General features: G+C 65.2%; 24 protein-coding genes and 2 tRNA genes. 10 read left to right on the forward strand and 16 right to left on the reverse strand.

The window, feature by feature from the left end; translation table 11 throughout:
- Together H8B03_RS19220 and H8B03_RS13140 are read right to left on the reverse strand one after the other, a co-directional pair.
- The coding region (locus H8B03_RS19220) for a hypothetical protein (protein ID WP_394355477.1) at nucleotides 1-216 on the reverse strand (216 nt) is incomplete at its 3' end.
- On the reverse strand, nucleotides 182-640 hold the full coding sequence (locus tag H8B03_RS13140) for an isoprenylcysteine carboxylmethyltransferase family protein (protein WP_193142340.1): 459 nt from the start codon (nucleotides 638-640) through the stop codon (nucleotides 182-184). The genes H8B03_RS13140 and H8B03_RS19220, both read right to left, overlap by 35 nt.
- Before the next feature lie 216 nt (nucleotides 641-856).
- Between H8B03_RS13140 and H8B03_RS13145 the strand changes: the two genes are divergently transcribed.
- On the forward strand, nucleotides 857-1,351 hold the full coding sequence (locus tag H8B03_RS13145; protein WP_193142341.1) for a GNAT family N-acetyltransferase: 495 nt from the start codon (nucleotides 857-859) through the stop codon (nucleotides 1,349-1,351).
- Here H8B03_RS13145 and H8B03_RS13150 read toward each other — a convergent pair.
- The 3 genes from H8B03_RS13150 to H8B03_RS13160 all read right to left on the reverse strand — a co-directional run bounded on the left by H8B03_RS13150 (nucleotide 1,321) and on the right by H8B03_RS13160 (nucleotide 3,273).
- Nucleotides 1,321-2,097: a gamma-glutamyl-gamma-aminobutyrate hydrolase family protein gene (locus H8B03_RS13150; protein WP_193142342.1), complete on the reverse strand. Its 777-nt coding sequence runs from the start codon at nucleotides 2,095-2,097 to the stop codon at nucleotides 1,321-1,323. The two genes, H8B03_RS13145 and H8B03_RS13150, sit on opposite strands and share 31 nt — an antisense overlap.
- Before the next feature lie 112 nt (nucleotides 2,098-2,209).
- Nucleotides 2,210-2,896, reverse strand: a complete 687-nt coding sequence (locus H8B03_RS13155; protein WP_193142343.1) for a YafY family protein — start codon at nucleotides 2,894-2,896, stop codon at nucleotides 2,210-2,212.
- The gene (locus H8B03_RS13160; RefSeq protein ID WP_193142344.1) at nucleotides 2,896-3,273 is read right to left on the reverse strand and encodes a VOC family protein; all 378 of its coding nucleotides are present in this window, start codon (nucleotides 3,271-3,273) and stop codon (nucleotides 2,896-2,898) included. Before H8B03_RS13160 ends, H8B03_RS13155 begins: the two co-directional genes overlap by 1 nt.
- A 146-nt stretch (nucleotides 3,274-3,419) precedes the next feature.
- Between H8B03_RS13160 and pepN the strand changes: the two genes are divergently transcribed.
- Nucleotides 3,420-5,969, forward strand: a complete 2,550-nt coding sequence (gene pepN / locus H8B03_RS13165) for an aminopeptidase N (protein ID WP_193142345.1) — start codon at nucleotides 3,420-3,422, stop codon at nucleotides 5,967-5,969.
- A gap of 125 nt (nucleotides 5,970-6,094) precedes the next feature.
- Entirely contained in the window at nucleotides 6,095-6,967 is an 873-nt protein-coding gene (locus H8B03_RS13170) for a lysophospholipid acyltransferase family protein (protein WP_193142346.1), read from the forward strand.
- An 18-nt stretch (nucleotides 6,968-6,985) separates the two neighbouring features.
- Here the strand turns inward: H8B03_RS13170 and H8B03_RS13175 are convergent, their stop codons facing one another.
- The 10 genes from H8B03_RS13175 to H8B03_RS13220 all read right to left on the reverse strand — a co-directional run bounded on the left by H8B03_RS13175 (nucleotide 6,986) and on the right by H8B03_RS13220 (nucleotide 17,690).
- Complete coding sequence (locus tag H8B03_RS13175) at nucleotides 6,986-7,747, reverse strand: ABC transporter permease (protein ID WP_193142347.1); 762 nt, start codon at nucleotides 7,745-7,747, stop codon at nucleotides 6,986-6,988.
- Entirely contained in the window at nucleotides 7,744-8,670 is a 927-nt protein-coding gene (locus H8B03_RS13180) for an ABC transporter ATP-binding protein (RefSeq protein ID WP_193142348.1), read from the reverse strand. Before H8B03_RS13180 ends, H8B03_RS13175 begins: the two co-directional genes overlap by 4 nt.
- A 15-nt stretch (nucleotides 8,671-8,685) precedes the next feature.
- On the reverse strand, nucleotides 8,686-9,798 hold the full coding sequence (gene ribD / locus H8B03_RS13185; protein WP_319022481.1) for a bifunctional diaminohydroxyphosphoribosylaminopyrimidine deaminase/5-amino-6-(5-phosphoribosylamino)uracil reductase RibD: 1,113 nt from the start codon (nucleotides 9,796-9,798) through the stop codon (nucleotides 8,686-8,688).
- A gap of 4 nt (nucleotides 9,799-9,802) precedes the next feature.
- The gene (gene nrdR, locus H8B03_RS13190; RefSeq protein ID WP_193142349.1) at nucleotides 9,803-10,270 is read right to left on the reverse strand and encodes a transcriptional regulator NrdR; all 468 of its coding nucleotides are present in this window, start codon (nucleotides 10,268-10,270) and stop codon (nucleotides 9,803-9,805) included.
- 129 nt (nucleotides 10,271-10,399) lie between these two features.
- Entirely contained in the window at nucleotides 10,400-10,816 is a 417-nt protein-coding gene (locus H8B03_RS13195) for a hypothetical protein (protein ID WP_193142350.1), read from the reverse strand.
- 90 nt (nucleotides 10,817-10,906) lie between these two features.
- Nucleotides 10,907-12,901 carry an RNA polymerase sigma factor RpoD gene (rpoD, locus tag H8B03_RS13200; protein WP_193142351.1) on the reverse strand — a complete coding sequence of 665 codons (1,995 nt, stop codon included), beginning with the start codon at nucleotides 12,899-12,901 and terminating at the stop codon, nucleotides 10,907-10,909.
- A gap of 127 nt (nucleotides 12,902-13,028) precedes the next feature.
- Entirely contained in the window at nucleotides 13,029-14,969 is a 1,941-nt protein-coding gene (gene dnaG, locus H8B03_RS13205; protein ID WP_193142352.1) for a DNA primase, read from the reverse strand.
- A gap of 48 nt (nucleotides 14,970-15,017) precedes the next feature.
- The gene (locus H8B03_RS13210; protein ID WP_193142353.1) at nucleotides 15,018-16,454 is read right to left on the reverse strand and encodes a Glu/Leu/Phe/Val dehydrogenase; all 1,437 of its coding nucleotides are present in this window, start codon (nucleotides 16,452-16,454) and stop codon (nucleotides 15,018-15,020) included.
- A 138-nt stretch (nucleotides 16,455-16,592) separates the two neighbouring features.
- Nucleotides 16,593-17,060, reverse strand: a complete 468-nt coding sequence (locus tag H8B03_RS13215) for a hypothetical protein (protein WP_193142354.1) — start codon at nucleotides 17,058-17,060, stop codon at nucleotides 16,593-16,595.
- Between the two features lie 30 nt (nucleotides 17,061-17,090).
- On the reverse strand, nucleotides 17,091-17,690 hold the full coding sequence (locus H8B03_RS13220) for a TetR/AcrR family transcriptional regulator (protein WP_193142355.1): 600 nt from the start codon (nucleotides 17,688-17,690) through the stop codon (nucleotides 17,091-17,093).
- A gap of 47 nt (nucleotides 17,691-17,737) precedes the next feature.
- On the opposite strand from H8B03_RS13220, the gene H8B03_RS13225 reads away from it, so the two are divergent.
- The 6 genes from H8B03_RS13225 (at nucleotide 17,738) to H8B03_RS13250 (ending at nucleotide 22,601) form a co-directional block, all read left to right on the forward strand.
- On the forward strand, nucleotides 17,738-17,986 hold the full coding sequence (locus tag H8B03_RS13225) for a hypothetical protein (protein ID WP_193142356.1): 249 nt from the start codon (nucleotides 17,738-17,740) through the stop codon (nucleotides 17,984-17,986).
- Between the two features lie 98 nt (nucleotides 17,987-18,084).
- Nucleotides 18,085-19,371: a homoserine dehydrogenase gene (locus H8B03_RS13230; RefSeq protein WP_193142357.1), complete on the forward strand. Its 1,287-nt coding sequence runs from the start codon at nucleotides 18,085-18,087 to the stop codon at nucleotides 19,369-19,371.
- 57 nt (nucleotides 19,372-19,428) lie between these two features.
- Complete coding sequence (gene glpX, locus H8B03_RS13235) at nucleotides 19,429-20,394, forward strand: class II fructose-bisphosphatase (RefSeq protein ID WP_193142358.1); 966 nt, start codon at nucleotides 19,429-19,431, stop codon at nucleotides 20,392-20,394.
- A gap of 1 nt (nucleotide 20,395) precedes the next feature.
- Nucleotides 20,396-22,150 carry a single-stranded-DNA-specific exonuclease RecJ gene (gene recJ, locus H8B03_RS13240; RefSeq protein ID WP_193142359.1) on the forward strand — a complete coding sequence of 585 codons (1,755 nt, stop codon included), beginning with the start codon at nucleotides 20,396-20,398 and terminating at the stop codon, nucleotides 22,148-22,150.
- A gap of 76 nt (nucleotides 22,151-22,226) precedes the next feature.
- Nucleotides 22,227-22,301: transfer RNA gene (locus H8B03_RS13245), tRNA-Glu, on the forward strand.
- Nucleotides 22,302-22,526: 225 nt separating this feature from the next.
- Nucleotides 22,527-22,601, forward strand: a tRNA-Glu gene (locus H8B03_RS13250).
- Here the strand turns inward: H8B03_RS13250 and H8B03_RS13255 are convergent.
- Nucleotides 22,589-23,659: a glycosyltransferase family 4 protein gene (locus tag H8B03_RS13255; protein ID WP_193142360.1), complete on the reverse strand. Its 1,071-nt coding sequence runs from the start codon at nucleotides 23,657-23,659 to the stop codon at nucleotides 22,589-22,591. The genes H8B03_RS13250 and H8B03_RS13255 overlap by 13 nt on opposite strands.
- A 224-nt stretch (nucleotides 23,660-23,883) precedes the next feature.
- On the opposite strand from H8B03_RS13255, the gene mdoH reads away from it, so the two are divergent.
- Entirely contained in the window at nucleotides 23,884-25,668 is a 1,785-nt protein-coding gene (mdoH, locus tag H8B03_RS13260) for a glucans biosynthesis glucosyltransferase MdoH (RefSeq protein ID WP_226925919.1), read from the forward strand.
- Nucleotides 25,669-25,681: the final 13 nt, after the last annotated feature.

Raw genomic sequence — 25,681 nt, forward strand, 5'->3', positions numbered from 1 at the left:
CCCCGCCGCAGCCCCGGCCCCGGACTCAACCAGACACGCATAGCCCAGCTTGCCCAACTGACCCGCAGACTGCGGCGTCAAGGCAACCCGACACTCGCCAGGATATAACTCCTTGGGTACTCCTAACTTCAAAACTCCAACTCCCTTCAGATGTTGCGTCCGGGGCCGCGCCCCGCAAGTCTCAGATCCAGCGTCTTGTTTTCGCAGCGTAGGCATCAAACTGCGGTCCGAATTTCTCGGCCATTGCCGCCTCTTCCTTCTGGATGAACCGATCGGTGATCACCCACATGAACAACGGCACCAGCAGAAGCGACGGCACGGCGTCCCAGTAGAGGACGAACCCCACCAGAACCAGCGTGTCGCCCAGATAGATCGGGTTGCGACTGCGCCGGAAGATGCCTTCCTGCGCCAGTTGGTCCGGTACGCGGTGCGGCACGATCGTTGTGCGCTGACGCCGAAGTTCCAGCACGGCCAGCGCCATCACGATCAGCCCCGCGCCGATACACAGACCGGCCAACAGATCGAAGCCGGCACCAGGAAACCCACCCAGGGGCAGGCTTTGCGACTGGACCCGCGCGAGCCCAAGGAACAGCGCCAGCCAGAGTGGCGGCCAATCGAGCCATTTTGACAGCAGGTCCATAGCGATCGGTCCGATTCACCTGTTCCGCGCCGGGGCTGGCGCAACAATATTTCCCGTCTCTTAGACGGCTCAGGCGAATATTTCAAACACAAATAGCCGCAGTGCAGCAATTGTAGACCAAAGAAGGAGAAGCCCACCTGATCCGGATGACCGACACGCGTCCCAATCGACCGAGTTTCGCTTGCGCCTGCGCAGGCAGGCTGGAAAGGATGCTCCATGACCCGCGTTCGTCCCTATATCGCCACCGATGCACCCGCGCTGCGCCGGATTTTCGTCGAAGCCGTGCAGGTCGGCGCACAAGCGCAATATTCAGCAGCACAGCGGGACGCGTGGTCGGGCGCGGCGCAGCATTGCCCACCCGATTGGGGCGACCGTTTGGGCGATCACCTGACCTTCGTCGCGGAACAGCACGACAATCCTGTGGGGTTCATGACACTGGGTCGCGACGGCCATCTGGATCTGGCATTCGTGCTGCCGCGTGTCATGGGCCAAGGTGTCGCCGACGCCCTGCACGACAGGGTTCTGGCCGAAGCGCAGGCGCGCGGCCTGTCCCGCCTGACGACCGAGGCCAGTCTCAGGGCGCAGCCGTTCTTTCAGCGCATGGGCTGGCGGCTGGTCACGCATCAGACCGTCGAAATCCGGGGCCAGAAGCTGGACAACGCGATCATGGAAAAGCCGCTTCAGGCGCTGCGCAAACTGCCGCTGCGCTGACCCAAGGCCCAGTCGCGCACCGCCGCGCCAAAGGCTTCGAACAGGGGGCGCGAGACCGGATCGTTGGCCGCGTTCCATTCCGGATGCCATTGCACCGACAGGGTGAAGCCGGGCGCATCGCGCACATAGAGCGCCTCGGGCGTCTCGTCCTCGGCCCAGCCATCGATGACGATGCGCGGACCGGGGGTTTTCACGCCCTGCCCGTGCAACGTGTTGGTGAAAACTTCGCGCGTGCCAAGAAGGCGGTTGAACGGCCCGTTGTCGGTGAAGCGGACGGTGTGGCGCAATTCGAACTTCTCGTGCAGCGTGCCATCGGGCGGCATCCGGTGGTTCATCCGCCCCGGCAGATCGCGGATTTCCGGATGCAGGCTGCCGCCCAGGGCGACATTGACCTCCTGGAACCCGCGGCAGATGCCAAGGAAGGGCTGGCCGCGCTCGACGCAGGCGCGGATCAGCGGCAGGGTGATCGCATCGCGGGCACGGTCGAACGCGCCATGGGCTTCGGTCTCGGCCTCGCCGTATTCCTCGGGATGGATGTTGGGTCGTCCACCGGTGAACAGGAAGCCCGAGAAATTCGCCAACAGTTCCTCGACCGAGACAAAGCGCGGATCGGCGGGGATCAGCAACGGCATGGCGCCGGACACCTCGGCAATGGCCTGCGAGTTCATGGTGCCACCGGCATGGGCCGGGTACTGGTCATTCAACAGGTAGGAATTACCGATAATGCCGACCATCGGGCGCGTCATGGGAACCTCGCGAAGCTACGACGCTCAACCGTATTCGGTTTTGATTGGCGCGTCGAGATCACTGCCACGACTGGGCGGCGCGTTTTTTTCGGCCCGATTGTTCCGCAGCCTGTCAGAACGGCGGGCAATGTTCCATCATTCGGAAAAAGTCCTGCAAGGTGCGGCCGTGCTCGGGTCGGAAGGTGCCGGCCGGGGTGCTGCTGGCAATTCGGTCGACCCGGAACATGCGGAAGTCCTGCCGCAATTCGCACCAGGCGACCAGGGTCCAGACCTTGCCCCAGAACCACAGGCCCAGCGGCCGGATGGTGCGTGTCGTCTGCGCACCCTCGACGTCCATATAGGACAGTTCGAGCCGTTGGCGGCTCTCGATCGCGGCCTCGATGTCATCCAGCCGCAAGGCGATGGCCTCGGTCATCTCCGGCGCGAAGGAATGGATCTGCACCTGCCGGGCGCGGTTGCGCTCGGTCTCGGGCAGGACCGCCTCGATCTTGACCAGGGCTTCCTCGGCGCTGCGGGCCATGCTGGCGCCGCCCCAGGCGCGCAACAGACGCGCCCCGGCCACCAGCGCCACGATCTCGTCGCGGGTGAACATCAGCGGCGGCAGGTCGAAGCCTTCGCGCATCACATAACCGATGCCGGCCTCGCCCTCGACCGGCACGCCGGTGGATTGCAGATCGGCAATATCGCGATAGATGGTGCGTTCGGACACCTCAAGGCGTGCGGCCAGGGCGGCCGCCGTGGTCAGCCGACCGCCCCGCAGATACTGCACGATCTGGAACAGGCGGTCGGCCCGACGCATCAGGTGCCCTCGAACAGGCCGATGGAATTGCCGTCAAGATCCTGGCAATAGGCGAACCGGCCCGCCGGGATCGGGATCGGGTCCGACAGAACCGAGCCGCCGGCCTTGCGCAGACGTTCCAGTGCCTCTTCCAGCGTGCCCGCAATGGCCAGATGGATGGTCGGCCCCTGCCCCTGCGCGGCTGGCTTGCCTTCGTACAGATGCCCCGCGACACCGCCCGCAGGGTCAGCGGTCTGGAAAACGGCGGTCTCATTGGGGCCCATCTGCTGGCGTTCCAGCTTGCCGCCCGTGGCGGCTTCGTAGAAGGCGATGGATTTGCCCAGATCGGTGACGGGGATTTCGATCCAGACGGTGGCATGATCCGGCGTGAAGCTCATGGTTGATCCTTTCCTCGGGGTTGGTGACATGCCCGTTGTGACACACCCCTCCTGACAGCATTCTGTCAGGAGGCTTCAGCAGGCGCCCCTTGTACCGGCGCGGCAACAGGATACACCTGACACGAGGCGGCCAAAAGGAGCAGGACATGACCAAAGACAGCGCGCAACCGATCTTTCTGGCCGATTACACCCCGCCGGCCTTCCAGGTGGATCGCGTCGAGCTGACCTTCCGCCTGCATCGCACGGCAACGCGGGTGCTGTCGCGCATCGCCTTCCGGCCCAACCCCGACGCGCCCGGCCCGTTCACCCTGCACGGACAGGATCTGACCCTGATCCGCGCCACCATCGACGGCACCGAAGTGACCCCGACGCTGACCGGCGACGGCCTGACCTGCCCGGTGCCCGACGCCCCTTTCGTCTGGGAAGCCGAGGTCGAGATCAATCCCGAGGCCAACAAGGCGCTGGAAGGGCTGTACATGTCCAACGGCATGTATTGCACGCAATGCGAGGCCGAAGGGTTCCGCAAGATCACATACTACCCCGACCGCCCGGACGTGATGGCGCCGTTTACCGTGCGCATCGAAAGCGATCTGCCGGTGCTGCTGTCCAACGGCAATCCGGCCGCCGCCGGCGACGGCTGGGCCGAATGGGACGATCCCTGGCCGAAACCGGCCTATCTGTTCGCGCTGGTGGCGGGCGATCTGCACGCCCATCGCGACAGTTTCACAACCGCCTCGGGCAAACCGGTGGACCTGGCGATCTGGGTGCGCGACGGCGATCAGGACAAATGCGCCTTCGGGATGGAAGCCCTGAAAACCTCGATGGCCTGGGACGAGCGTGTCTATGGCCGCGAATACGATCTGGACGTATTCAACATCGTGGCGGTGGATGATTTCAACGCCGGTGCCATGGAGAACAAGGGGCTGAACATCTTCAACTCTGCCGCCGTTCTGGCCAGTCCTGAAACCGCCACGGACGCGAATTTCGAACGCATCGAGTCGATCATCGCGCACGAGTATTTCCACAACTGGACCGGCAACCGCATCACCTGCCGCGACTGGTTCCAGCTGTGCCTGAAGGAAGGTCTGACGGTCTATCGCGACCAGCAGTTCACCAAGGACGTGCGCTCGGAGCCGGTGAAGCGGATCGACGATGTGCTGGTGCTGCGCAGTGCCCAGTTCCGCGAGGACGGCGGCCCGCTGGCCCATCCGGTCCGCCCCGAGAGCTTTGTCGAGATCAACAATTTCTACACCGCCACGGTCTATGACAAGGGCGCCGAGGTGATCGGCATGCTGCACCGGCTGGTGGGCGACGCCACCTATGCCAAGGCGCTGGGCCTGTATTTCGACCGGCACGACGGGCAGGCCTGCACCATCGAGGATTGGCTGAAGGTTTTCGAAGACGTCTCGGGCCGGGATCTGAGCCAGTTCAAGCTTTGGTATTCCACCGCCGGTACACCGCATGTGAAAGTCACCGACGACTGGACCGATGGCACCTATGCGCTGACCTTCCAGCAAAGCGTTCCAGACACGCCGGGCCAGACCGACAAGCCGCCCATGGTCATTCCCATCGCCGTCGGCCTGCTGGACACCGATGGCACCGAAGTGGTGCCGACCCGCGTGCTGGAAGTGACCGAGGCCCGGCAGAGCTTCACCTTCGACGGTCTGTCCACACGTCCGGTGCCGTCGATCCTGCGCGGCTTTTCGGCCCCGGTGAACCTGCACCACCCCCTGACGGCCGCGCAAAAGCGCCTGCTGCTGGCCCATGACACCGACCCGTTCAACCGCTGGGAAGCCGGGCGGGCGCTGGCGCGTCACGCGCTGCTGGCAATGCTGACCGACCGGGCCGCGCCCGATCCGGCCTATCTGGAGGCGCTTCAGGCGCTGCTGGCCGACGACAGTCTGGACCCGGCGTTCCGGGCGCTGGTGCTGCGTCTGCCCAGCCAGCAGGACCTGACGCAGGCCCTGTTCGACGCGGGCCATGTGCCCGATCCGCTGGCCATCCATGACGCACTGACAGCCATGGAAACCGCCATGGCCACCCATCTGCAGGCGGATCTGGTGGCGCTGTTCGATGCGCATCAGGTGCCCGGCCCCTACCGCCCCGTGGCCGAGGACGCGGGCAAGCGGGCGCTGGCCAATGGGGCGCTGGCGCTGCTCAGCCGCACCGACGCGGGCGCGCGGGCCAAGGTGCAATATTCTGACGCTGCCAACATGACCCAGCAGATGGCCGCCTTGTCGGCGCTGCAGCGTATCGATGCCGCCCACGACGCGCTGGAGCATTTCCACAGCCAGTGGCAGCACGAGCGCCTGGTTCTGGACAAGTGGTTCGGCCTGCAATCCAGCCTAACCCCACCGGCGCAGGCCGTCGCCACCGTGCGCCGCCTCACCGAGCATCCGGATTTCACATGGGAGAACCCCAATCGCTTCCGCGCGGTCTTTGGCGGGTTCTCCAGCAACCTTGCGGGGTTCCACGATCCCTCGGGCGAGGGGTATGCGCTGATGGCGGACTGGCTGATCCGTCTGGATCGCCTGAACCCGATGACCACGGCCCGCATGACCACCGCCTTCGGGACTTGGAAACACTATGATGCCGATCGTCAGGCGCTGATGCGCGACGCCCTGGAAAAGATTGCCGCAGTCCCGGTTTTGTCGCGGGATACCAAAGAGATGGTCACACGAATACTGGCCGGCTAAGACTGCAGCAGGGCGCGGTTTACTGCCGCCCTGCCCGCCATCGTGTTCGCGTGGATGGAACCGTGCAGGGTGTTGCGGTAGACTTGCGTCACACCGGCTTTGCAAAACCGTGGTTGGGTGCCCCGATGAAAGACAGAATCGACCCCCTGATCGAAGAACGCGCCCCGTGGCTTTACGCGGGCCATCCGTGGTCTGCGCCTTCGCGGATTCTGTTGACGGGAATGCTGGGCTACAACAAGACCATCCGCCTGGGCGAATACCTGGAAGACAAGCCCATGGACGTGATCATGGGCACCATGGGCGAAATGCTGGCCAGGGACGTGCAGGTCTCGGGGCTGGAAAACATCCCCCGCCAAGGTGCTGCCCTGATCGTGGCCAACCACCCCACCGGGATCGCCGATGGCATCATCCTGCATTCGGTGCTGAGCGGCATCCGGCAGGACAGCTATTTCTACGCCAACAGCGATATCCTGAAGGTGCTGCCGCAGATGGAGACGCTGATCGCGCCGGTCGAATGGCGCAAGGAAAAGCGCAGCCATGCCAAGACCCGCGAGACCATGGCCTATACCCGCAAGGCGGTGGAACAGGGGCGGCTTGGCGTCATCTTCCCGTCCGGCCGCCTGGCCAAGCGGCGCGGGCTGAAGCTGTACGAACGGCCGTGGATGGCCTCGGCGGCGATGATCGCGCGCAAGTTCGACCTGCCGGTGATCCCGGTCAACGTGCGGGCGCGCAACTCGGCGCTGTTCTACCTGTTCGACCTGATCCACCCGACCCTGCGCGACATCACCCTGTTCCACGAGACGCTGAACAAGCACCGCCAGCCCTATCGCATCACCGTCGGAGAGCCGATTTCCCCGGCCTCGCTGCCCGCGAAATCCGACGAGGGGATCGAGATGCTGCGCATGGCGACGCTGGCCCTGGGCGGACGCTATGCGCCGTCGGTGTCTCTGGTGCAGAACACGCGCCTGCCGGCCTGGGCGCGCCCGGCGCTGGGATAGACCACGGCGGTTGGCGGCTCAGTCGCGCAGGCGATAACCGGTCTTGAAGATCCACCAGACCACGCCAAGGCAGATCGCGGTAAACCCGGCGATGGCCAGAAGGCTCCACCCGACAGCCACATCCGAAGCCCCGAAGAACGACCAGCGGAAACCCGAGATCAGATAGACCACCGGGTTGAACAGCGACACGCCCTGCCAGAACGGCGGCAGCATGGTGATCGAATAGAAACTGCCCCCCAGAAACACCAGCGGCGTGATCACCAGCAACGGGATCAGTTGCAACTGTTCGAAATTGTCGGCCCAGATGCCGATGATGAAGCCCAGAAGGCTGAACGACAGGCAGGTCAGCATCAGGAACAGCAGCATCGCGATCGGGTGCTGGATGTCGAGATCCACGAAGAAGAAGGCCGTCAGAAGGATGATGATGCCGATCAGGAACGACTTGGTGGCCGCCGCGCCGACGTAGCCGATGACGATTTCCAGGAATGTCACCGGCGCCGACAGATGTTCATAGATCGTGCCCATGAACTTCGGGAAGTAGATCCCGAAGGAGGCGTTCGAGATCGACTGGGTCATCACGCTGAGCATGATCAGCCCCGGCACGATGAAAGCGCCGTAATCCACGCCCTCGACCTCGTCGATGCGCGAGCCGATGGCGGCGCCGAAGACCACGAAATACAACGAAGTCGACAGCACTGGCGAAATCAGGCTTTGCGACAGGGTGCGGAAAAACCGGGCCATTTCGAAGCGATACATGGTCAGGATGGCTTGCGGGTTCATGGGCGATCCTTCACCAGATCCACGAAGATATCTTCCAGAGAGCTTTGGCTGGTTTGCAGATCCCGCAAATGCAGGCCTGCGTCCGACAGGTCCGACAACAGCCGGGTGATGCCGCTGCGTTCGGCCATGACGTCATAGGTGTAGATCAGGGCGTTGCCATCCTCGACCCGTTCCAGCGCGTAGTCCGACAGGGTGTCGGGCAGAGTGTCCGCCGGTTCGCGCAACTCCAGCCGCAGCTGCTTCTTGCCCAGCCGTTCCATCAGGGTGGCCTTTTCCTCGACCAGCAGGATCCGGCCGTCGTTGATGACACCGATGCGGTCGGCGATGGCCTCGGCCTCCTCGATGTAATGGGTGGTCAGGATGATGGTCACGCCCTGCGCCTTCAGACGGCGGACGATGTCCCACATGTCGCGGCGCAGTTCCACGTCGACGCCGGCTGTGGGTTCATCCAGGAACAGCACCCGTGGCTCATGCGCCAGCGCCTTGGCGATCAGCACCCGGCGCCGCATGCCGCCCGACAATTCACGGGTAGAAGCGTTGCGCTTGTCCCACAGCGACAGTTGCCTCAGCACGTCCTCGACAATCGGATCCTTCGGGTTCTTGCCGAACAGGCCGCGCGAGAAGGCCACCGTCGCACAGACACGGGCGAAGGGTTCCAGCGCCACTTCCTGCGGCACAAGACCGATCATCTGGCGGGCGCCGCGAAAGTCGTCGATCACGTCGTGTCCGCCGACGGTGATTTTGCCCGAGGTGGGGATGGCGATGCCGCAGATGGTCGAGATCAGGGTCGTCTTGCCCGCGCCGTTCGGCCCCAGCAGCGCCAGAATCTCGCCTTCCTCGATTTCAAGATTGACGCCTTTCAGCGCCTCGAAGCCGTCGGCATAGGACTTGTGCAGCTCTTGCACGGAAACGATGACGGACAAGGGCACTCTCCCGGCTCAGGACTGGTCCGCGCCTGGGCGCAGCCAGACATGCAACACGTCCCCCTCAATGGCACGGCTGTCGCTCAGATGGAAGCGCGGTGCGCCCCGCAGCGCGGTCAGGCCCATGGCCCCCAGCGAGGGCCGGCCCTCGGCCCCGATCGCCACCCCAGCGGTAAAACCGATCAGGCGATCCACCAGGTCGGCGCGCAGCAGCGCCGCCGCGAACTGTCCGCCGCCCTCGCAGAACACGCGCGTCAGACCGGCCTGCCCCAGCGCCCGCAGGCAGGCCGCGGCATCAAGATGACCATCCGGGCCAGTTTCCACGGACAGGCAGTGCGCGCCCAGGTCCGTCCATGCCGACACGCGATCCGGGTCCGCCCCTGCCCCGTGCAGCAGCCAGACCGGCACCTGCCTTGCAGTGCGCGCCAGCAGGCCGTCGCGCGGCAGATCCAAGCGTGTCGAAGCCACGACTCGCACGGGCTGATGCGAGATGCCCAGACCGCGCACGGTCAGCGAGGGATCGTCGTCGCGCGCCGTGCCACCGCCCACCAGCACCGCGTCATGGGCGGCCCGTTCCAGATGTACCAGCCGCCGCGCGGCGGGGCCGGTGATCCATTGGCTGTCGCCGGTCTGCGTTGCGATCCGCCCGTCGAAGCTGTTGGCCAGTTTCAGCGTCACCATGGGGCGGCCATCACGGATGCGGCGCAGGAAACCGGCGTGGCTGGCCGCAGCCTCACGCGCGCAAACCCCGACATCGACGATCAGGCCCGCAGCGCGCAACCGGGCCAGCCCGCCGCCATCCACGCGCGGGTCGGGATCGCGCAGGGCCACCACAACCCGGGCAATGCCAGCCGCCACCAGCGCGTCGGCGCAGGGCGGTGTCTTGCCGGTATGGGCACAGGGCTCCAGCGTGACATAGGCTGTGGCCCCGCGCGCCGCGGCGCCCGCCTGCGCAAGGGCAACGGCCTCGGCATGGGGGCGCCCGCCGGGCTGGGTCCAGCCCCGGCCGACAATCCGCCCCTCACGCACGATCACGCAGCCCACCGCCGGGTTTGGCCAGCACCGGCCCAACCCCCGCGCGCCAAGGGTCAGCGCGTGGCGCATGTGGCGCTGATCCGCCGTTGTCACCGGATCACTTGTCCTTGGGATGATCCGGGCGCAGTTCCGACACGAACTTGTCGAAATCATCCGCAGCCTGGAAGTTCTTGTAAACGCTGGCAAACCGGACGTAGGCCACAGTGTCGATCCGGGCCAGGGTTTCCATCACGATCTCGCCGATGGCGCGCGAGGGAATGTCCTGCTCGCCCAGCGATTCCAGCCGCCGCACGATGCCCGAGATCATTTTCTCGACGCGATCAGGCTCAACCGGTCGCTTCTGCAGGGCGATGCGGATCGAGCGTTCCAGCTTGTCGCGGTCGAAATCCTCGCGCCGGCCATTGGATTTGACCACCACGAGATCGCGCAATTGCACCCGTTCATAGGTGGTGAACCGGCCGCCGCATTCGGGACAGAAGCGCCGCCTGCGGATCGCTACATGATCCTCGGCGGGGCGTGAATCCTTCACCTGGGTGTCGACATTGCCGCAAAACGGACAGCGCATGGGCGTCTCCCAATCGTCCAGCGACGCGCCGGGTTGCGCGCCCTCGCAAAAAGTCTACCGCCTCTTGCGGGGCAACGCCACCCTTAGTGTTTGGTCAACTCACCACCACAAGCCGCAACCGTTGTGGACCTAGTCGTTGTCATTCTTGAACGTGTTCTTTCGGCAGTTCTGGCGTGCCAGACCGATCTGCGCGTTCTGGCCGGGCTGCATGCTGTAATGGAGCGTGTTGGAGCGCGGCACGCTGCCCTGCTTTGCGACCGAGAAAAAGGCGCTGAGCGATCCGGTGCGCTGACCGACTGACGGCGACGACTGAACAACCACCCGGTCGGCCGGGCTCGCATCCAGACGGCGAAACGCATAGTCCGCCGCCGCGCAGTAGTAATCCGACCCGCCGGCCCCGGCCCGTGCCAGCACTTCAAACCGGTTGGGATCCGCCGTTGGCAAGACACGGTAGCCGTTTGCGGCCATGAAGATGCCGCTTGTGTCGGCTCCGCTGCAGGCTCCCAGGGTCAGGAGGGTAAGGGCGGTGACGGCCTTGAGTTTCATACGACTGCTCCACGATCTGTTGCAGGTAAAATAGCATACGCCCGCCGGGTTACCAGCGGGCGCGAGATCACATTCAAGGACAAGGCCCGACTATTGATCAAGGAACGAGCGCAATTTCCGCGACCGCGAGGGATGCTTGAGCTTGCGCAGCGCCTTGGCTTCGATCTGGCGGATCCGTTCGCGGGTCACGCTGAACTGCTGCCCCACCTCTTCCAGCGTGTGATCCGTGTTCATGCCGATGCCAAACCGCATCCGCAGAACCCGTTCCTCGCGCGGGGTGAGGCTGGCCAGAACCCGCGTGGTGGTTTCCTTCAGGTTGTCCTGAATGGCGCTGTCCAGCGGCAGAACGGCGTTCTTGTCCTCGATGAAATCGCCCAGTTGGCTGTCTTCCTCGTCCCCGATGGGGGTTTCAAGGCTGATCGGTTCCTTGGCGATCTTCATCACCTTGCGAACCTTTTCCAGCGGCATCTGCAGCTTGGCGGCCAGTTCTTCCGGTGTCGCCTCGCGACCGATCTCGTGCAGCATCTGGCGGCCGGTGCGGACCAGCTTGTTGATTGTTTCGATCATATGGACCGGAATCCGGATGGTCCGCGCCTGATCCGCGATGGATCGGGTGATCGCCTGGCGGATCCACCACGTCGCATAGGTCGAGAACTTGTAGCCCCGGCGGTATTCGAACTTGTCCACCGCCTTCATCAGGCCGATGTTGCCTTCCTGAATGAGATCAAGGAATTGCAGGCCGCGGTTCGTGTATTTCTTGGCGATCGAGATCACCAGCCGCAGGTTCGCTTCGACCATTTCCTTCTTGGCCTGACGGGCTTCCTTCTCGCCCTTCTGGACCTGCTGGACGATGCGACGGAATTCGCTGATGTCGAGACCGACGTATTGGCCGACCTGCACCATTTCCGAGCGCAGTTCTTCAACCTTGGGCAGCGAGCGTTCGAACAGCGCCTGCCAGCCCCGGCCGGGGTTTTCCTGCATCCGCTCGATCCAGTTCGGATCCAGTTCGTAGCCGCGGTAGGCGTCGATGAAATCGCGCCGATTGATCCGCGCCTGATCCGCCAGCTTCACCATCGAGCTGTCGATGGACATGATCCGGCGGTTGATGCCGTACAGCTGGTCGATCAGCGCTTCGATCCGGTTGGCGTGCAGATGCAGGCTGTTGACCAGCTCCACGATTTCCGAGCGCAGCTTCTGATAGCGCGCCTCTTCCGAGGCCGAGAAGCTTTCATCCTCGTTCAGCGTGGCCGAGATCCGCTGGTCCTGAAACTCGGACAGTTGTTCATAGTCGTCGGCAATGCGGTCGAGGGTTTCCAGAACCCGCGGCTTCAGCGCCGCTTCCATCGCGGCCAGCGACATGTTGGCCTGATCGTCCTCGTCGTCGTCATCATCGGCCTGGATCGGGTTGCCGTCGGCATCCAGTTCCTGCGCCTGCGTGCCCTCGGCAGGCTTGGCCGTACCATCGGCATTGACCGGCGCGACAACGGGCGTGGTCTCTTCCTCGCCGTCTTCGTCCATGGCGTTGCCGAAGGTGGTTTCCAGATCGATCACATCGCGCAGAAGAATGTCTTCGGACAGAAGTTCGTCGCGCCAGATGGTGATCGCCTGGAAGGTCAGCGGGCTTTCGCACAGGCCCGCGATCATCGTGTTGCGCCCGGCCTCGATCCGCTTGGCGATGGCGATCTCGCCTTCGCGCGACAAAAGCTCGACCGAGCCCATTTCGCGCAGGTACATGCGCACCGGATCGTCGGTACGATCCAGCTTTTCGGTTTCGGTCTGCGCAACCGTGACTTCGCGCGAGCTTGAGGTGGTGGTCAGGCCGGTGGACTTGCTGGTGTCCGCGTCTTCGGCTTCTTCCTCCTCGATGATGTTGATGCCCATTTCGGACAGCATCGACATCACGTCCTCGATCTGTTCCGACGAGACCTGATCGGGGGGCAGCACCTGGTTGAGCTGATCGTAGGTGATGAAGCCGCGATCCTTGGCTTCGGCGATCATCTTCTTGACCGCTGTCTGGCTCATGTCCAGCATCGGCTCTGCTTCGGTCTCGTCTTGCTTACGATCGTCGGCGTCTTTGGCTGCCATGCGGGGCTCCTCGGTGGATTCGCTGATTCGCGACGGGTCTCATGGAATCACATAGTACGCCCAAGTGATTCGGTCTTCCGTCTAACTGTTTTTTTTTGGGATTTCCTCACCAAAACGCATGGTTTGCCTACCTGCGCTTCGGTTTGGAGAAGCTGATTCGGTCTATCAGTTTGCCAAACGCCTCTTTCTCATCCCGGTTCAGTTTCGCGCCATTGGCGCCGGTGTCGTATTCGGTGCGGTCGTCCAGCACGCTGCGGTCGGCCTGATTGCGCGCCTCGCTGGCCTTGGCCAGCCGCCAGGCCAGCCGGTCCGCCGGGATCGCCTGCGGGGATTCCACGGCCTCGCGCAGTTCGTGTTCCAGCCCGGCGCGGCTTTGCAGTTTTGGCAGTTCCTCGGACAGGCACATTTCGGCGATCTCAAGGTTGCCGGGCGCACGCACGGCGGGGGCTACTGCCACATGGCCCTGCGTGAACAGCTTTTCAAGGCACTGGGCCCCGACCGCAGCCAGAACCTGCGCGCGCAGGTCGTTTTCCTGCCGCATGTGCCACATCAGCACCGCATCCAGAATGCGTTGATGATCGGGTCCGGCAAAGCTCATCTCGGCCAGGGTATCGGCCACCTCGTCCAGCGCCTCGGGGGTCGAGATCACCGTGGCCAGGATCACCGCCTCGCGCAGCGCAACTTCGGTGCGCCCATCGGAGCCTGCCAGCAACGAGTTGCGGGTGGACGAGCTGGGCACCGGCTTGGGGTCGGCCCGGAACGCGGCGCGGGCCTTGCGCGGCGGGCGGAATGCCTGCCATTGCAAGTCGCGCAGCGCGGTGCGGTAGTGATGCTGCACGGTCTTGTCGGGGATCTGCCCGACCAGTTGCTGCAAGCGGGCGTCCAGCGCGGCGCGGCGGTCGGGGCCGTCGAAGCTCTTGCCCTCGGTCTCGCGCAGCCACAGCAGGTCGATCATCGGGCAAGCACTGTCCAGCGCCGTCTGCATTGCCTCCCGCCCCTGCTCGCGGATCAGATCGTCGGGATCCTTGCCCTGCGGCATCAGACAGAAGCGCAGCCCGCGCCCGGCTTCCAGCAGCGGCAGCGCCCGGTCGATCACCCGCATCGCGGCCCGCACCCCGGCGGTGTCACCGTCCAGTGCAAGGATCGGCTCTGGCGACATGCGCCACAGCATTTGCAGATGATGTTCGGTGACGGCGGTGCCCAACGGCGCCACCGCACCCTCGAACCCGGCGCGGCACAGGGCGATCACATCCATGTAGCCTTCGGCCACCACCAGCGGGTGATCCTTGCCCGAAACGGTGCGAGCGGGCCCGTGATTGTAAAGCGTGCGGCTCTTGTCGAACAGGTCGGTGTCGGGCGAATTCAGGTACTTGGCCTGCGCATCCGCCGCCATGGCGCGGCCCCCGAAGGCAATGCAGCGCCCGCGCGGATCGCGGATCGGAAAAATGATGCGGTCGCGAAACACGTCATAGGGGCTGCCACGGCCATCCTGCGGGCTGCGCGCCAGACCCGCCGCCGCCATCTGGTCAAAGGAAATCCCCTTGCCCACCAGATGCTGCTGCAAGACCTGCCGCCCGTTGGGGGCAAAGCCGATCTCGAACCGGTCCAGCGCGGCGGCGTCCAGGCCGCGACGCTCCAGATAGGCCCGCGCTTGTGCCGCGCCGCCGCCGGACAGTTGCCGCCGGAAGAAGCGCACGGCTTCCTCCATCACATCGGTCAGGGTGTTGCGGCGCTCGGCGCGTTCACGCTCTTGCGGCGAGTTCTCGGGCACGGTCATGCCCGCGTCCGAGGCCAGCGCCCGCACTGCCTCCATGAACTCCATGTTCTCGGTTTCGCGCAGGAAGCTGATCGCGTCGCCCTTGGCCTGACACCCGAAGCAGTAATAGAATCCCTTGCGGTCGTCGACATGAAAGCTGGCGGTCTTTTCCTCGTGGAAGGGACACGGCGCCCACATGTCGCCGCGTCCGGGATTGGACTTGCGGGCATCCCACAGAACCTTGCGCCCCACGACCCCAGACAGGCTGGTGCGGGTGCGCAGTTCTTCAAGGAAACCGGGGGGCAGACTCATGGTCCCTATATTGACCCAAGCCTGCGCCCTGTCCAGCGGTCCCGCGCGTCAGAGACCCGCCGCGCGATAGCTGTCCGCGACCCGGTGGATCGCCACCAGATAGGCCGACACCCGCAGGTCGGTGACATCATCGCGGCCATGCCAGACCTCGCGCATCGATTGATAGGCGGTACGCATGGTGTCATCCAGACCCGAGCGCACCAGTTCCAGCTCGTCCGCGCCGCGCAGGTACTTCTGCTTGAAATCCGGTGTCATGGACCAGGCATCGCCAAGGTATTTGTCCAGCCGCTCCAACTCGTCCACCACCAGCTGGTGGCGCGCTTCTTCCTGGCGCCGCTGCATCCGGCCAAAGCGGATGTGGCTGAGGTTCTTGACCCATTCGAAGTAACTGACCGTCACACCACCGGCGTTGGCATACATGTCGGGAATGATGACGGTGCCCTTTTCGCGCAGGTATTCGTCGGCCCCGGCGGTGATCGGACCATTGGCGGCCTCGATGATCAGCGGCGCCTTGATGTTGGCCACATTGCCCAGATGGATCACCCCTTCCAGCGCGGCCGGGATCAGGATGTCGCACTCCTGCTCCAGAACGGTGCCGCCATCGCTGGTGTGGGTGGCGTCCGGATAGCCGGTGACGCCGCCGTATTTCACGATCCAGGCGCGCACGGCGTCCACGTCCAGCCCGTTGGGCGAGAACAGCGCGCCGTCATGTTCGATGATGCCGGTGATCTTCGCGCCATCCTCGGTCTCAAGGAAATGGGCGGCGTGGTAGCCCACGTTGCCCAGCCCCTGCACGATCACGCGCTTGCCGTCCAGCTTGCCCGAAAGCCCGGCCAGGGCCACGTCTTCGGGATGCCGGAAGAACTCGCGCAGGGCGTATTGCACGCCGCGCCCGGTGGCCTCGACCCGGCCGGCGATGCCGCCCGCATGGGGCGGCTTGCCGGTCACGCAGGCAGCGGCATTGATGTCGGTGGTGTTCATGCGGCGGTACTGGTCGGCGATCCAGGCCATCTCGCGCTCGCCCGTGCCCATGTCGGGGGCCGGCACGTTCTGCGAGGGGTTGATCAGGTCGCGCTTGGCCAGCTCATAGGCAAAGCGTCGGGTGATCCGTTCCAGTTCATGCTCTTCCCATTCGCGCGGATCGATGCACAGCCCGCCTTTCGAGCCGCCGAACGGGGTTTCCACCAGCGCGCATTTATAGGTCATCAGCGCCGCCAGCGCCTCGACCTCGTCCTGATGCACCCCCAGCGAATAACGGATGCCGCCCTTGACCGGCTCCATATGTTCGGAATGAACCGACCGGTAGCCGGTGAAGGTGTGCATCTTGCCGCGCAGGCGCACCCCGAAACGCACGGTGTAGGTGGCATTGCAGACGCGGATCTTCTCTTCCAGACCCGGTTCCAGATCCATCAGGGACACGGCCCTGTTGAACATCAGATCCACGGATTCGCGAAAGCTCGGTTCCTTGATGATTCCGTCGGGCATGGTTCGATGACCTCTCTGTCTGTCGCAGGGCAGCACGTTCTTGGAATCGCGCTTGTCCAATCCTTGGCAGAGATACCTAACGGGGCCACCCTAAAGTTTTCATTTCGGTGTTTTTTTGTGCAGATCGGCGCCTATCGGCTATTTCGCCAGCTCCATCGCCAGCATCTCGGCCATGAATTTTCCCTGCGACGGCGGTGTCACCCCGCCAAATCCCATGCGCCGGCCCAGACACCACCAAAGGCCCGGTTGCCAGCCGCGCGGCAGTTTTTCCTTCAGAACCAGCAGAAAGCCGTTCGAAGGCTTGAAGGCGAAGGTGCCGCGTTCGACCTTCTCAATATTGTCCAGCCGCACCAGGCATTGCCCGCTTTCGTCGAACAGCCCTTCGTGGGTCAGCAGGATGCTGCCTGCCGTGGCCTGCCAGAAGCGCGCGGTCAGCCACAGGGCCAGCCCGCCCAGCACCAGCATGTAGATCTGCCAGCCGATCGAGGCCGGCGGCTTGGTCAGGCCGATCCACAGCAGCAGCCCGCCGATCGACAGAAGAACGAATCCGGCCAGATAGCGGCGCGGGACCGAGGCGTTGAGCGTGGCGATGGGAGAGGAGGTCATTCAGGGATCCTGTCAGGAAATAGGGTGGGGTCAGCTCCGGGTCGCGCCCACGGCGCCACGGGTCATTTCCCAATAGATGTCCGCGACCATCTCGCGGCTCAGATCGCCGCCATCCTTGAACCAGGTCTGGACCCCGGTCAACATGGCGATCACACCATAGGCCGCCACCTTGGGGTCGGAGACCGAGACCAGACCCGCCGCCCGGGCCCGGCGCAGGATATCGGTCAGCGACTCCTCATAGGCCTTCCGGCGCTGCAACAGCGCCTCAAGGTTCTCGGGATCGAGATTGCGCAACTCCATATAGGCGATGAACACGGCCTCGCGCCGTTCCAGGTGAAAGCGGACGTGAAAGCGGGCAAAGGCTTCCAGCTCGGCCAGCGGGTCGCCGGTCGGGCGCGGTTCGTCCGCCCAGGCCTGTAGAACCTCGTCCATGTGGGTGCGCATCAGGTCGAACAGCAGGCTTTGCTTGTCGGGGATGTAGTTGTAAAGAGCACCCGCCTGCACCCCCACTTCGGATGCGATCTGGCGCATCGACACCGCCGCGTAACCATGGCGCGCGAAAAGCCGCTGTGCTGTGCTGAGGACGCGCGGTCCGGTGACGCCGCCGAAGGATCCTGCTGTTCTTGCCATGGTTGCCGTTGTAACGGTGAGACAGGAGAGGGCCAAGAGGTGAACGGATGTTCATAACCAGAATATTCGGTGGTGTGGCGATCGCGGTGGGTCTGTCCGGCTGCGCGCCCGAAGGCTATGACGACAACCCGCTGTTCGCGCCGCCCGAAACGCTGGAGGTGCCCGAAATCCGCTCGACCCTGGCGGTTCTGGACGCCAACCCGGTCGATTCTGAACCCGACGCGATCCAGACCGAACTGACCGCGCGCGGCGAGGATCTGCGCCGCCGCGCCGAGGATCTGCGCAACGCGCCGTGAACCCGGCGCAGGCCCGCCGTCCCGCGATGACATCGCGTTGCAGTTACCGCCGGAAGCGGCTAACAGCGCGGTCACGCGACGGCAGTTGAGGATTAGTTATGAGCCAGCCCCTTCGTCTTGGAATTGCAGGTCTGGGCACCGTCGGCGTCGGCGTGGTCAGGATCGTTCAGCAACATGCCGCCCTGCTGTCGGCACGCTGCGGACGCCCGATTGCCATCTCGGCCGTCTCTGCCCGCACCCGCCACAAGGAGCGCGGCGTTGATCTGTCGACCTATGGCTGGGAAGACGATCCGGTGGCGCTGGCCAAGCGCGATGACGTGGATGTGGTGGTCGAACTGATGGGCGGCGAAGACGGTCCGGCCAAGGCCTCCACCGAAGCCGCGCTGCACGCCTGCAAGGATGTGATCACCGCCAACAAGGCGATGCTGGCCGTCCACGGGCAGGAGCTGGCGGAACTGGCCGAGGCCAATGGCTGCGTGCTGCGCTATGAAGCCGCCGTTGCCGGGGGCATTCCGGTGGTCAAGGCACTGACCGAAGGCCTGGCTGGCAACAAGGTCACCCGGATCATGGGTGTGATGAACGGCACCTGCAATTACATCCTGACCCGGATGGAAAAGGCAGGCCTCAGCTATGACGAGGTGTTCAAGGAAGCCTCGGACCTGGGCTATCTGGAAGCCGACCCGACCCTGGACGTGGGCGGCATCGACGCGGGCCACAAGCTGGCACTGCTGTCGGCGGTGGCCTTCGGCACCAAGGTCAATTTCGACGGCGTGCATCTGGAAGGCATCGACCGCATCACCATCGAGGACATCAACCGCGCCTCGGACATGGGCTTCCGCGTCAAGCTGCTGGGCGTGGCGCAGATGACCGGACGCGGGCTGGTTCAGCGCATGACGCCCTGCCTTGTGCCCAAGGGGTCGCCGCTGGGACGGCTGGAACGCGCCACCAACATGGTGGTGATCGAAGGCGACAGCTGCGGCCAGATCGTGCTGCGCGGCGCAGGAGCAGGCGAAGGCCCGACGGCGTCTGCGGTGATGTCCGACGTGATTGACATTGCCCGCGGCCTGCGGATGCCGGTCTTCGGCCAGCCCGCCACAAGCCTGGCCGATGCCCCGGCAGCCACCAGCGCGGCCCCGGCCCCCTTCTACCTGCGCCTGAGCCTGCTGGACAAACCCGGCGCGCTGGCCAAGATCGCCACCACGCTGGGCGATGCCGGAGTTTCGATCGACCGGATGCGTCAGTACGGCCATGCCGAGGGCAGCGCCCCGGTGCTGATCGTCACCCATAAAACCACGCGCGAAGCACTGGATCAGGCGATGTCCCGGTTCGATGCCACCGGCGTGCTGGCGGAACAGCCCGTCGCCATCCGCATCGAAGAAGTGTAACCCGTTCACCAGCCCTGCCCCCGCAAGGCGACAGACATCCAAGACGAGGACCGTTCCATGGCCACACCCAGAGATTTCAACGACCGCATGCTTTCGCTGGGCCTTGCCCGGGTTTCCGAAGCGGCCGCCATGGCCTCGGCCAAGCTGATCGGGCGCGGAGACGAGAAAGCCGCCGACCAGGCCGCGGTCAACGCCATGCGCACGCAGTTGAACATGCTCGACATCGCCGGGGTCGTGGTCATCGGTGAAGGCGAACGGGACGAAGCCCCGATGCTGTATATCGGCGAGGAAGTCGGCACCGGCGCGGGCCCGGCCGTGGACATCGCGCTGGATCCGCTGGAAGGCACCACACTGACCGCCAAGGACATGCCCAACGCGCTGACCGTGATCGCCATGGGGCCGCGCGGCTCGATGCTGCACGCCCCCGACGTCTACATGGACAAGCTGGCCATCGGGCCGGGCTTCGCCCCCGACACCGTGACGATGGACATGTCTCCGGCCGAACGCGTCGCGGCCCTGGCCAAGGCCAAGAATTGCGATCCGTCCGACATCACCGTCTGCGCGCTGGAACGCCCGCGCCATGACGACATGGTGGCCGAATTACGCACCACCGGCTGCGCCATCCGCCTGATCACCGACGGCGATGTGGCCGGTGTGATCCATTGCGCCGAAGCCGCCGTCACCGGCATCGACATGTACATGGGCTCGGGCGGCGCACCCGAAGGCGTGCTGGCCGCAGCGGCCCTGAAGTGCATGGGCGGCCAGATCTACGGCCAGCTGATGTTCCGCAACGATGACGAGCGTGGCCGCGCCGCCAAGGCCGGCATCACCGATCTGGACAAGGTCTATACCCGCGACGAACTGGTCACCGAGGACGTGATTTTCGCGGCCACGGGCGTCACCGACGGTTCGCTGGTGGCCGGTCTGAAACGCGAAGTGGGCTATCTGACGACCGAAACCCTGCTGATGCGGTCGAAAACCGGGTCTGTGCGGCGCATGATCTATCGCAACCCCACCGCCTGAGGTGACTGACCCGAACGGGTTTCTGGGCGTCACCCGGTCCCTGACCGGGCGGCGCTGGATCGGGCCGACGCCCGATCTGCAACGCGCAGCGGAAACGCTGCACCAGCGCGCCGGCCTGCCCTTGCCGGTCTGCGCGGTTCTGGCACGGCGCGGCGTCGCCCCCGAAGATGCCGAAACCTTTCTCGCGCCGAAGCTGAAGGATCTGCTGCCCGATCCGCGTGTGCTGAAAGACATGGAGACCGCCGCCGCGGTGTTCCTGAAGGCCGCGAAGGCCGGGGCGCGGATCGCCATCTTTGCCGATTACGACGTGGATGGCGGATCGTCCGCCGCCCTGCTGCTGCGCTGGCTGCGCGACATGGGACAGGCGGCAACCCTCTATGTGCCCGACCGCATCGACGAGGGCTACGGCCCCAACCCCGAAGCCATGTCGCAGCTTGCTGCCGCGCACGACCTGATCGTCTGCGTCGATTGCGGCACGCTTTCTCATGACGCGCTGGAAGCGGCCACCGCTGCCGAGGTCATCGTTCTGGACCATCACCTGGGCGGCGAAACCCTGCCCCGGGCCCGCGCCGTAGTGAACCCCAACCGCCAGGACGAAAGCGGCGACCTCGCGCACCTCTGCGCGGCCAGCGTGGTCTTCCTGATGCTGGTCGAGGTCAACCGCCAGATGCGCGCTGCCGGGCAAAAGGGCCCCGACTTGATGGCACTGCTGGACCTGGTGGCGCTGGCCACCGTGGCCGATGTGGCGCCCCTGATCGGGGTCAACCGGGCGCTGGTGCGACAGGGGCTGAAGGTCATGGGCCAACGCCGTAACCTCGGCCTTGTGGCGCTTGGCGATGTGGCGCGGCTGGACACGGCGCCCGCCAGCTACCACCTCGGCTTCGTCTTCGGCCCGCGCATCAACGCCGGCGGACGGGTCGGCACCGCCGATCTTGGCGCGCGTCTGCTGGCCACCGATGATCCGCAAGAGGCCGCCGGTCTGGCCGCCCGCCTCGACCAGCTCAACAGCGAGCGCCGCGAGATCGAGGCCCGCGTCCGCGAGGCCGCCATGGCGCAGGCCGAAGCGCGCGGGTTCGATGCCCCGCTGGTCTGGGCGGCTGGCGACGGCTGGCACCCCGGCGTGGTCGGCATCGTCGCCGCCCGCCTGAAAGAGGCCACCAATCGCCCCGCCGTGGTCATCGGCTTCGAAGGCGATTCGGGCAAGGGCTCGGGCCGCTCGATCGCCGGCGTCGATCTTGGCGCCTCGATCCACCGCATCGCGGCCCAGGGGCTGCTGGAAAAAGGCGGCGGGCACAAGATGGCTGCCGGTCTCAGCCTCAGCCGCGCGCAACTGGAACCCGCCATGGCGGCCCTCTCCGCGCTGATGGAAAAACAGGGCGCGGGCCGCGCCGGTCCCGGTGATCTGAAACTTGACGCGATGCTCATGCCCGGTGCCGCCAAACCCGATCTGGTCACCGCGCTGGAACAGGCCGGCCCCTTCGGTGCCAGTGCCCCGGCGCCGCGTTTTGCGCTGCCCGATTGCCTTGTCACCTACGCCCGCCGGGTCGGCCAGACCCACCTGAAACTGACGCTGGGCGATGACATGGGCGCGCGCATGGACGCCATCTGCTTCGGCGCGTTCGACAGCGATCTTGGCCCCGCGATCGAGGCGCGCACCGGCGCCCGCATTCATGTCGCCGGCCGCCTAGAAATCAACACCTGGGGCGGTCGGGAAAAGGTGCAGTTGCGCCTGGAAGATGCCGCCCTGCCGGGCTGAAAAAATCCATCTTTCGCGCGATTTTCCCCTTGCGTGCCGAGGCCGGTTTTCCTAAATACCGCCCCACGCCAAGCGCGGTCCGTTCGTCTATCGGTTAGGACGCCAGGTTTTCAACCTGGAAAGAGGGGTTCGATTCCCCTACGGACTGCCACTTTTCCCCGACACCGCCCCATATGAGCGCCCGTAAAGTGACGCGCGCCGTGTCTTTCTTCTTGGCGCAAGTACTCAATTTCCCTAGTCCACCACAGGCACCGCAGCAGCCATTGCAAGGCCGCGCAGGCCATGGAAACGCCGCCCTGAAAAACCGGGAAATCCGCGCGTATCAGGGGTTGCGCCGATGCGGTCCAGCCGATAGATAGCCCCTCACGCCAAGCGCGGTCCGTTCGTCTATCGGTTAGGACGCCAGGTTTTCAACCTGGAAAGAGGGGTTCGATTCCCCTACGGACTGCCACTTTCCCCGCTCAGCAATCCCTTCAGAACGCCACCGACCCGCTGCGCTTGCATCGCCCAATCGGGCAGCTTTTGCCCAGCTTGGCTTGAGGCCGATGCCATCGATTGGCGCGTGTCTGTAACGCTCAGCACCCGGCGCAACGCATCGGCAAAGCCACAAGCATCCTCCGCCTCCACCAATATCCCTGCCCCTTCCGGCACCGTGTCGGGCACAGCCCCGACGCGGCAGGTCACGATGGGCAGCCCGTGCACCAGGGCCTCGGCAAAGACCATGCCATAGCCCTCGTACCGGGTGGCCAGCGCAAAGACCCGCGCTGCGCGGTAAAGGTCCTGCAACTCGACGTCCCCAACCAGGCCGGCCAGACGCACCCGGTCGGTCAATCCCAAGGCGTCCCGCAACTCCGCCAGCGCGTGCGCCACCGCTGCGTCATGCACGCGCCCGACAATCACCGCTTGCCACTCCAGATCGGACAGATGCGCCAACGACCGCAGAAACACGTCATGGCCCTTGCGTGCGGCCTGAATGCCCACGGACAGGATCAGCGGCGGCTCGGCCTTTGTCGCGGCCGTCAGAGCAGGCCGGACTACGCCCGGCTCCACCACGGTCAGCTTGTCCCCCGGCACGCCGTAGTCCGCCTTCAGAACCCGGGCGGTGTGCGGGCTGGGCACCAGAATGTGACGGGCCAGCACCAGATTGTCCCGCTCCCGCTCGACCAGGGCGGTGGCAACCTCGGGGGCAAGCCCGGTTTCCAGCGCCAGCGGATGATGCACCAGCGCCACCAGCGGGGCCGCCACCGCGCGAAGCCTGCCCGTGTCCATCGCGCCATAGGCCAGCCCATCGACGATCACCGGGCAATCGGGCGGCAGCCCGGCCAGGGCCGTCTGTGCCTCGGCCCGTTCGGCAGCATCGGGATGAGGAAACCCGTCCGGAAGACGGATCAGGCGCATGTTCCACCCGGCCCCTGAAAGCGCCGCCATCAGGCGCGCATCGTACAGATAGCCGCCGGTCTTGGTGGAAATGTCGCCGGGCACCGCAAGTGCTGCGCATCTGGGGGGCATGAGCCGTCTCCTGTCGCCCGGCGCCTGCACCCATCCGCGAAACGCCTGAGGTTGCAGCATTTCCCGGCACGACAGGGCGTGCAAGGGGTCACTTGCGCGTATTCCCGCCGGCGCTGTCGGAAATGTCATCAGGCTTGGCTTGCATTGAGCCGCGCATCCGTCATGTCATCGGTTGACACCTGCGCCGAGTTGTTGGCGCGGGACGCAAACACAGGACGATCCGTTTGGCCATTACCGATCCAAGTCTTTCCGTGTCCGGCCCTGCCAGCCCGTCCGACGCCACACTGACCGCCGTCATCCGGCGGCGGCGCCTGCTGGTGCTGGCCCTGAATACCGGAACCGTCCTGGCGCTTCTGGCCGCCATGGCGCGTCTTCTGGCCTTCAACGGGGTCTCGCCGCTGGAAGGCGCAATGCTGGTTGTCTATGCGCTGACCCTGCCCTGGCTCAGCATCGGCTTCTGGAACGCGATCATCGGCCTGTACCTGGACCTGCGCCACAAGGATGCGGCGGGCCATGTGACCCCGCAGTTGCGCCGTACCGATCCCGACGCCCCCATCACCCTGCGCTGCGCCATCATCATGCCGCTGCGCAACGAATCCGCCGACGGCGCACTGAGCCGGTTCGAGGCCGTCCAGCGCGACCTCGCCCGCACGCCCTGGGCCGGGCAATTCGAGTTCCATGTGCTCAGCGACACCAACCTGCCCGCCATCGCCGCCGCCGAACGTCAACGCGTGGACATTTGGCGGACCCGCGCCCCCGGCGCCCGCATTGTCTATCGTCAGCGGCTGGACAACAGCGGTTACAAGGCCGGCAACATCGCCGAATTCCTGTCCCGTTGCGGCGATGATCACGACCTCTTCCTGCCACTGGACGCCGACAGCGTCATGAGCGCCAGCGCCGTCCTGCGCCTTGTGCGCGTGATGGAGGCGAACCCGGAACTGGGACTTCTGCAAGGTCTGGTGGTTGGCCGCCCGGCGCAGAGCTTCTTCACCCGCGCCTTCCAGTTCGGCATGCGCCACGGCATGCGCAGCTTCACCCTTGGCTCGGCGTGGTGGCAAGCCGATTGCGGCCCCTACTGGGGACATAACGCGGTGGTCCGCACCGCGCCGTTCCGTGACAATTGCATGTTGCCGGTCCTGCCCGGCAAGGGACCGTTGTCGGGCCATATCCTGAGTCACGACCAGGTCGAAGCCGCCCTGTTGCGCCGCGCCGGGTACGAGGTGCGGGTGCTGGCCGAAGAAGACGAAAGCTATGAGGAAAACCCGCCCAGCCTGACCGATTTCATCCTGCGGGAATTGCGCTGGTGCAATGGCAACTTCCAGTATTTCCGCCTGCTGGCCACCCCCGGTCTGATGCCCGTCAGTCGGCTGCAACTGGTGCTGGCGATCCTGATGTATCTGACTGCACCCGCCTGGATGGCCTTCATCCTGATGGGCGCGATCCTGGCGGGCGGCAGCGGCCAGTTGGCCGGGGTGCCCATCGGCTATGGGCTGGCGCTGTTCGCCGCGATCATGACCCTGAACCTGTTTCCCAAGATCATGGGGCTGGCCCAGGTCTGGCTGAACCCGGACGAGGCCCGCCGCTATGGCGGGCGCAGACGCGTCGTCACCTCGGGCCTGCTGGAACTGGCCCTGTCGATGCTGACCGCGCCGGCGGTGGCCTTCTCGATTTCGATCTTCGCGGTGGGTCTGCTGTTCGGCCGCCGTATTCAGTGGCGCGCCCAGACCCGCGAGCGTCACCGGCTGGGCTGGGACGAGGCCACGCGAATGCTCTGGCCGCAAACCATCACCGGCACCGGGCTGAGCCTGTATCTGGCCAGCACCGCGCCCTGGGCGATGATCTTCGGGGCGCCGGTGCTGCTGGCCCTGACATTTGCCATCCCGATCGCGGTGCTGACCACCCTGCCCACCTGGGGCGCCTGGTCGATCCGCAACGGCATCTTCGACATTCCCGAGGATGACCACAGGGACCGCGACGAGACCCGCCCCGAAATTCTGAAAGCCGCTTGACTGCCCAAGGAGA

The sequence above is a fragment of the Meridianimarinicoccus sp. MJW13 genome, from assembly GCF_014901205.1.
Classification (GTDB): domain Bacteria; phylum Pseudomonadota; class Alphaproteobacteria; order Rhodobacterales; family Rhodobacteraceae; genus Meridianimarinicoccus.

Excerpts from the sequence above, each read along its gene's own strand:
- H8B03_RS13145 (WP_193142341.1), top strand. The coding sequence starts at position 857 with ATGACCCGCGTTCGTCCCTATATCGCCACCGATGCACCCGCGCTGCGC.
- H8B03_RS13210 (WP_193142353.1), bottom strand. The coding sequence starts at position 16,454 with ATGCCCGACGGAATCATCAAGGAACCGAGCTTTCGCGAATCCGTGGAT.
- H8B03_RS13160 (WP_193142344.1), bottom strand. The coding sequence starts at position 3,273 with ATGAGCTTCACGCCGGATCATGCCACCGTCTGGATCGAAATCCCCGTC.
- H8B03_RS13175 (WP_193142347.1), bottom strand. The coding sequence starts at position 7,747 with ATGAACCCGCAAGCCATCCTGACCATGTATCGCTTCGAAATGGCCCGG.
- H8B03_RS13230 (WP_193142357.1), top strand. The coding sequence starts at position 18,085 with ATGAGCCAGCCCCTTCGTCTTGGAATTGCAGGTCTGGGCACCGTCGGC.
- H8B03_RS13195 (WP_193142350.1), bottom strand. The coding sequence starts at position 10,816 with ATGAAACTCAAGGCCGTCACCGCCCTTACCCTCCTGACCCTGGGAGCC.
- H8B03_RS13225 (WP_193142356.1), top strand. The coding sequence starts at position 17,738 with ATGTTCATAACCAGAATATTCGGTGGTGTGGCGATCGCGGTGGGTCTG.
- pepN (WP_193142345.1), top strand. The coding sequence starts at position 3,420 with ATGACCAAAGACAGCGCGCAACCGATCTTTCTGGCCGATTACACCCCG.
- H8B03_RS13215 (WP_193142354.1), bottom strand. The coding sequence starts at position 17,060 with ATGACCTCCTCTCCCATCGCCACGCTCAACGCCTCGGTCCCGCGCCGC.
- H8B03_RS13170 (WP_193142346.1), top strand. The coding sequence starts at position 6,095 with ATGAAAGACAGAATCGACCCCCTGATCGAAGAACGCGCCCCGTGGCTT.
- H8B03_RS13155 (WP_193142343.1), bottom strand. The coding sequence starts at position 2,896 with ATGCGTCGGGCCGACCGCCTGTTCCAGATCGTGCAGTATCTGCGGGGC.
- H8B03_RS13140 (WP_193142340.1), bottom strand. The coding sequence starts at position 640 with ATGGACCTGCTGTCAAAATGGCTCGATTGGCCGCCACTCTGGCTGGCG.
- nrdR (WP_193142349.1), bottom strand. The coding sequence starts at position 10,270 with ATGCGCTGTCCGTTTTGCGGCAATGTCGACACCCAGGTGAAGGATTCA.
- rpoD (WP_193142351.1), bottom strand. The coding sequence starts at position 12,901 with ATGGCAGCCAAAGACGCCGACGATCGTAAGCAAGACGAGACCGAAGCA.
- H8B03_RS13220 (WP_193142355.1), bottom strand. The coding sequence starts at position 17,690 with ATGGCAAGAACAGCAGGATCCTTCGGCGGCGTCACCGGACCGCGCGTC.
- dnaG (WP_193142352.1), bottom strand. The coding sequence starts at position 14,969 with ATGAGTCTGCCCCCCGGTTTCCTTGAAGAACTGCGCACCCGCACCAGC.
- H8B03_RS13255 (WP_193142360.1), bottom strand. The coding sequence starts at position 23,659 with ATGCCCCCCAGATGCGCAGCACTTGCGGTGCCCGGCGACATTTCCACC.
- glpX (WP_193142358.1), top strand. The coding sequence starts at position 19,429 with ATGGCCACACCCAGAGATTTCAACGACCGCATGCTTTCGCTGGGCCTT.
- H8B03_RS13150 (WP_193142342.1), bottom strand. The coding sequence starts at position 2,097 with ATGACGCGCCCGATGGTCGGCATTATCGGTAATTCCTACCTGTTGAAT.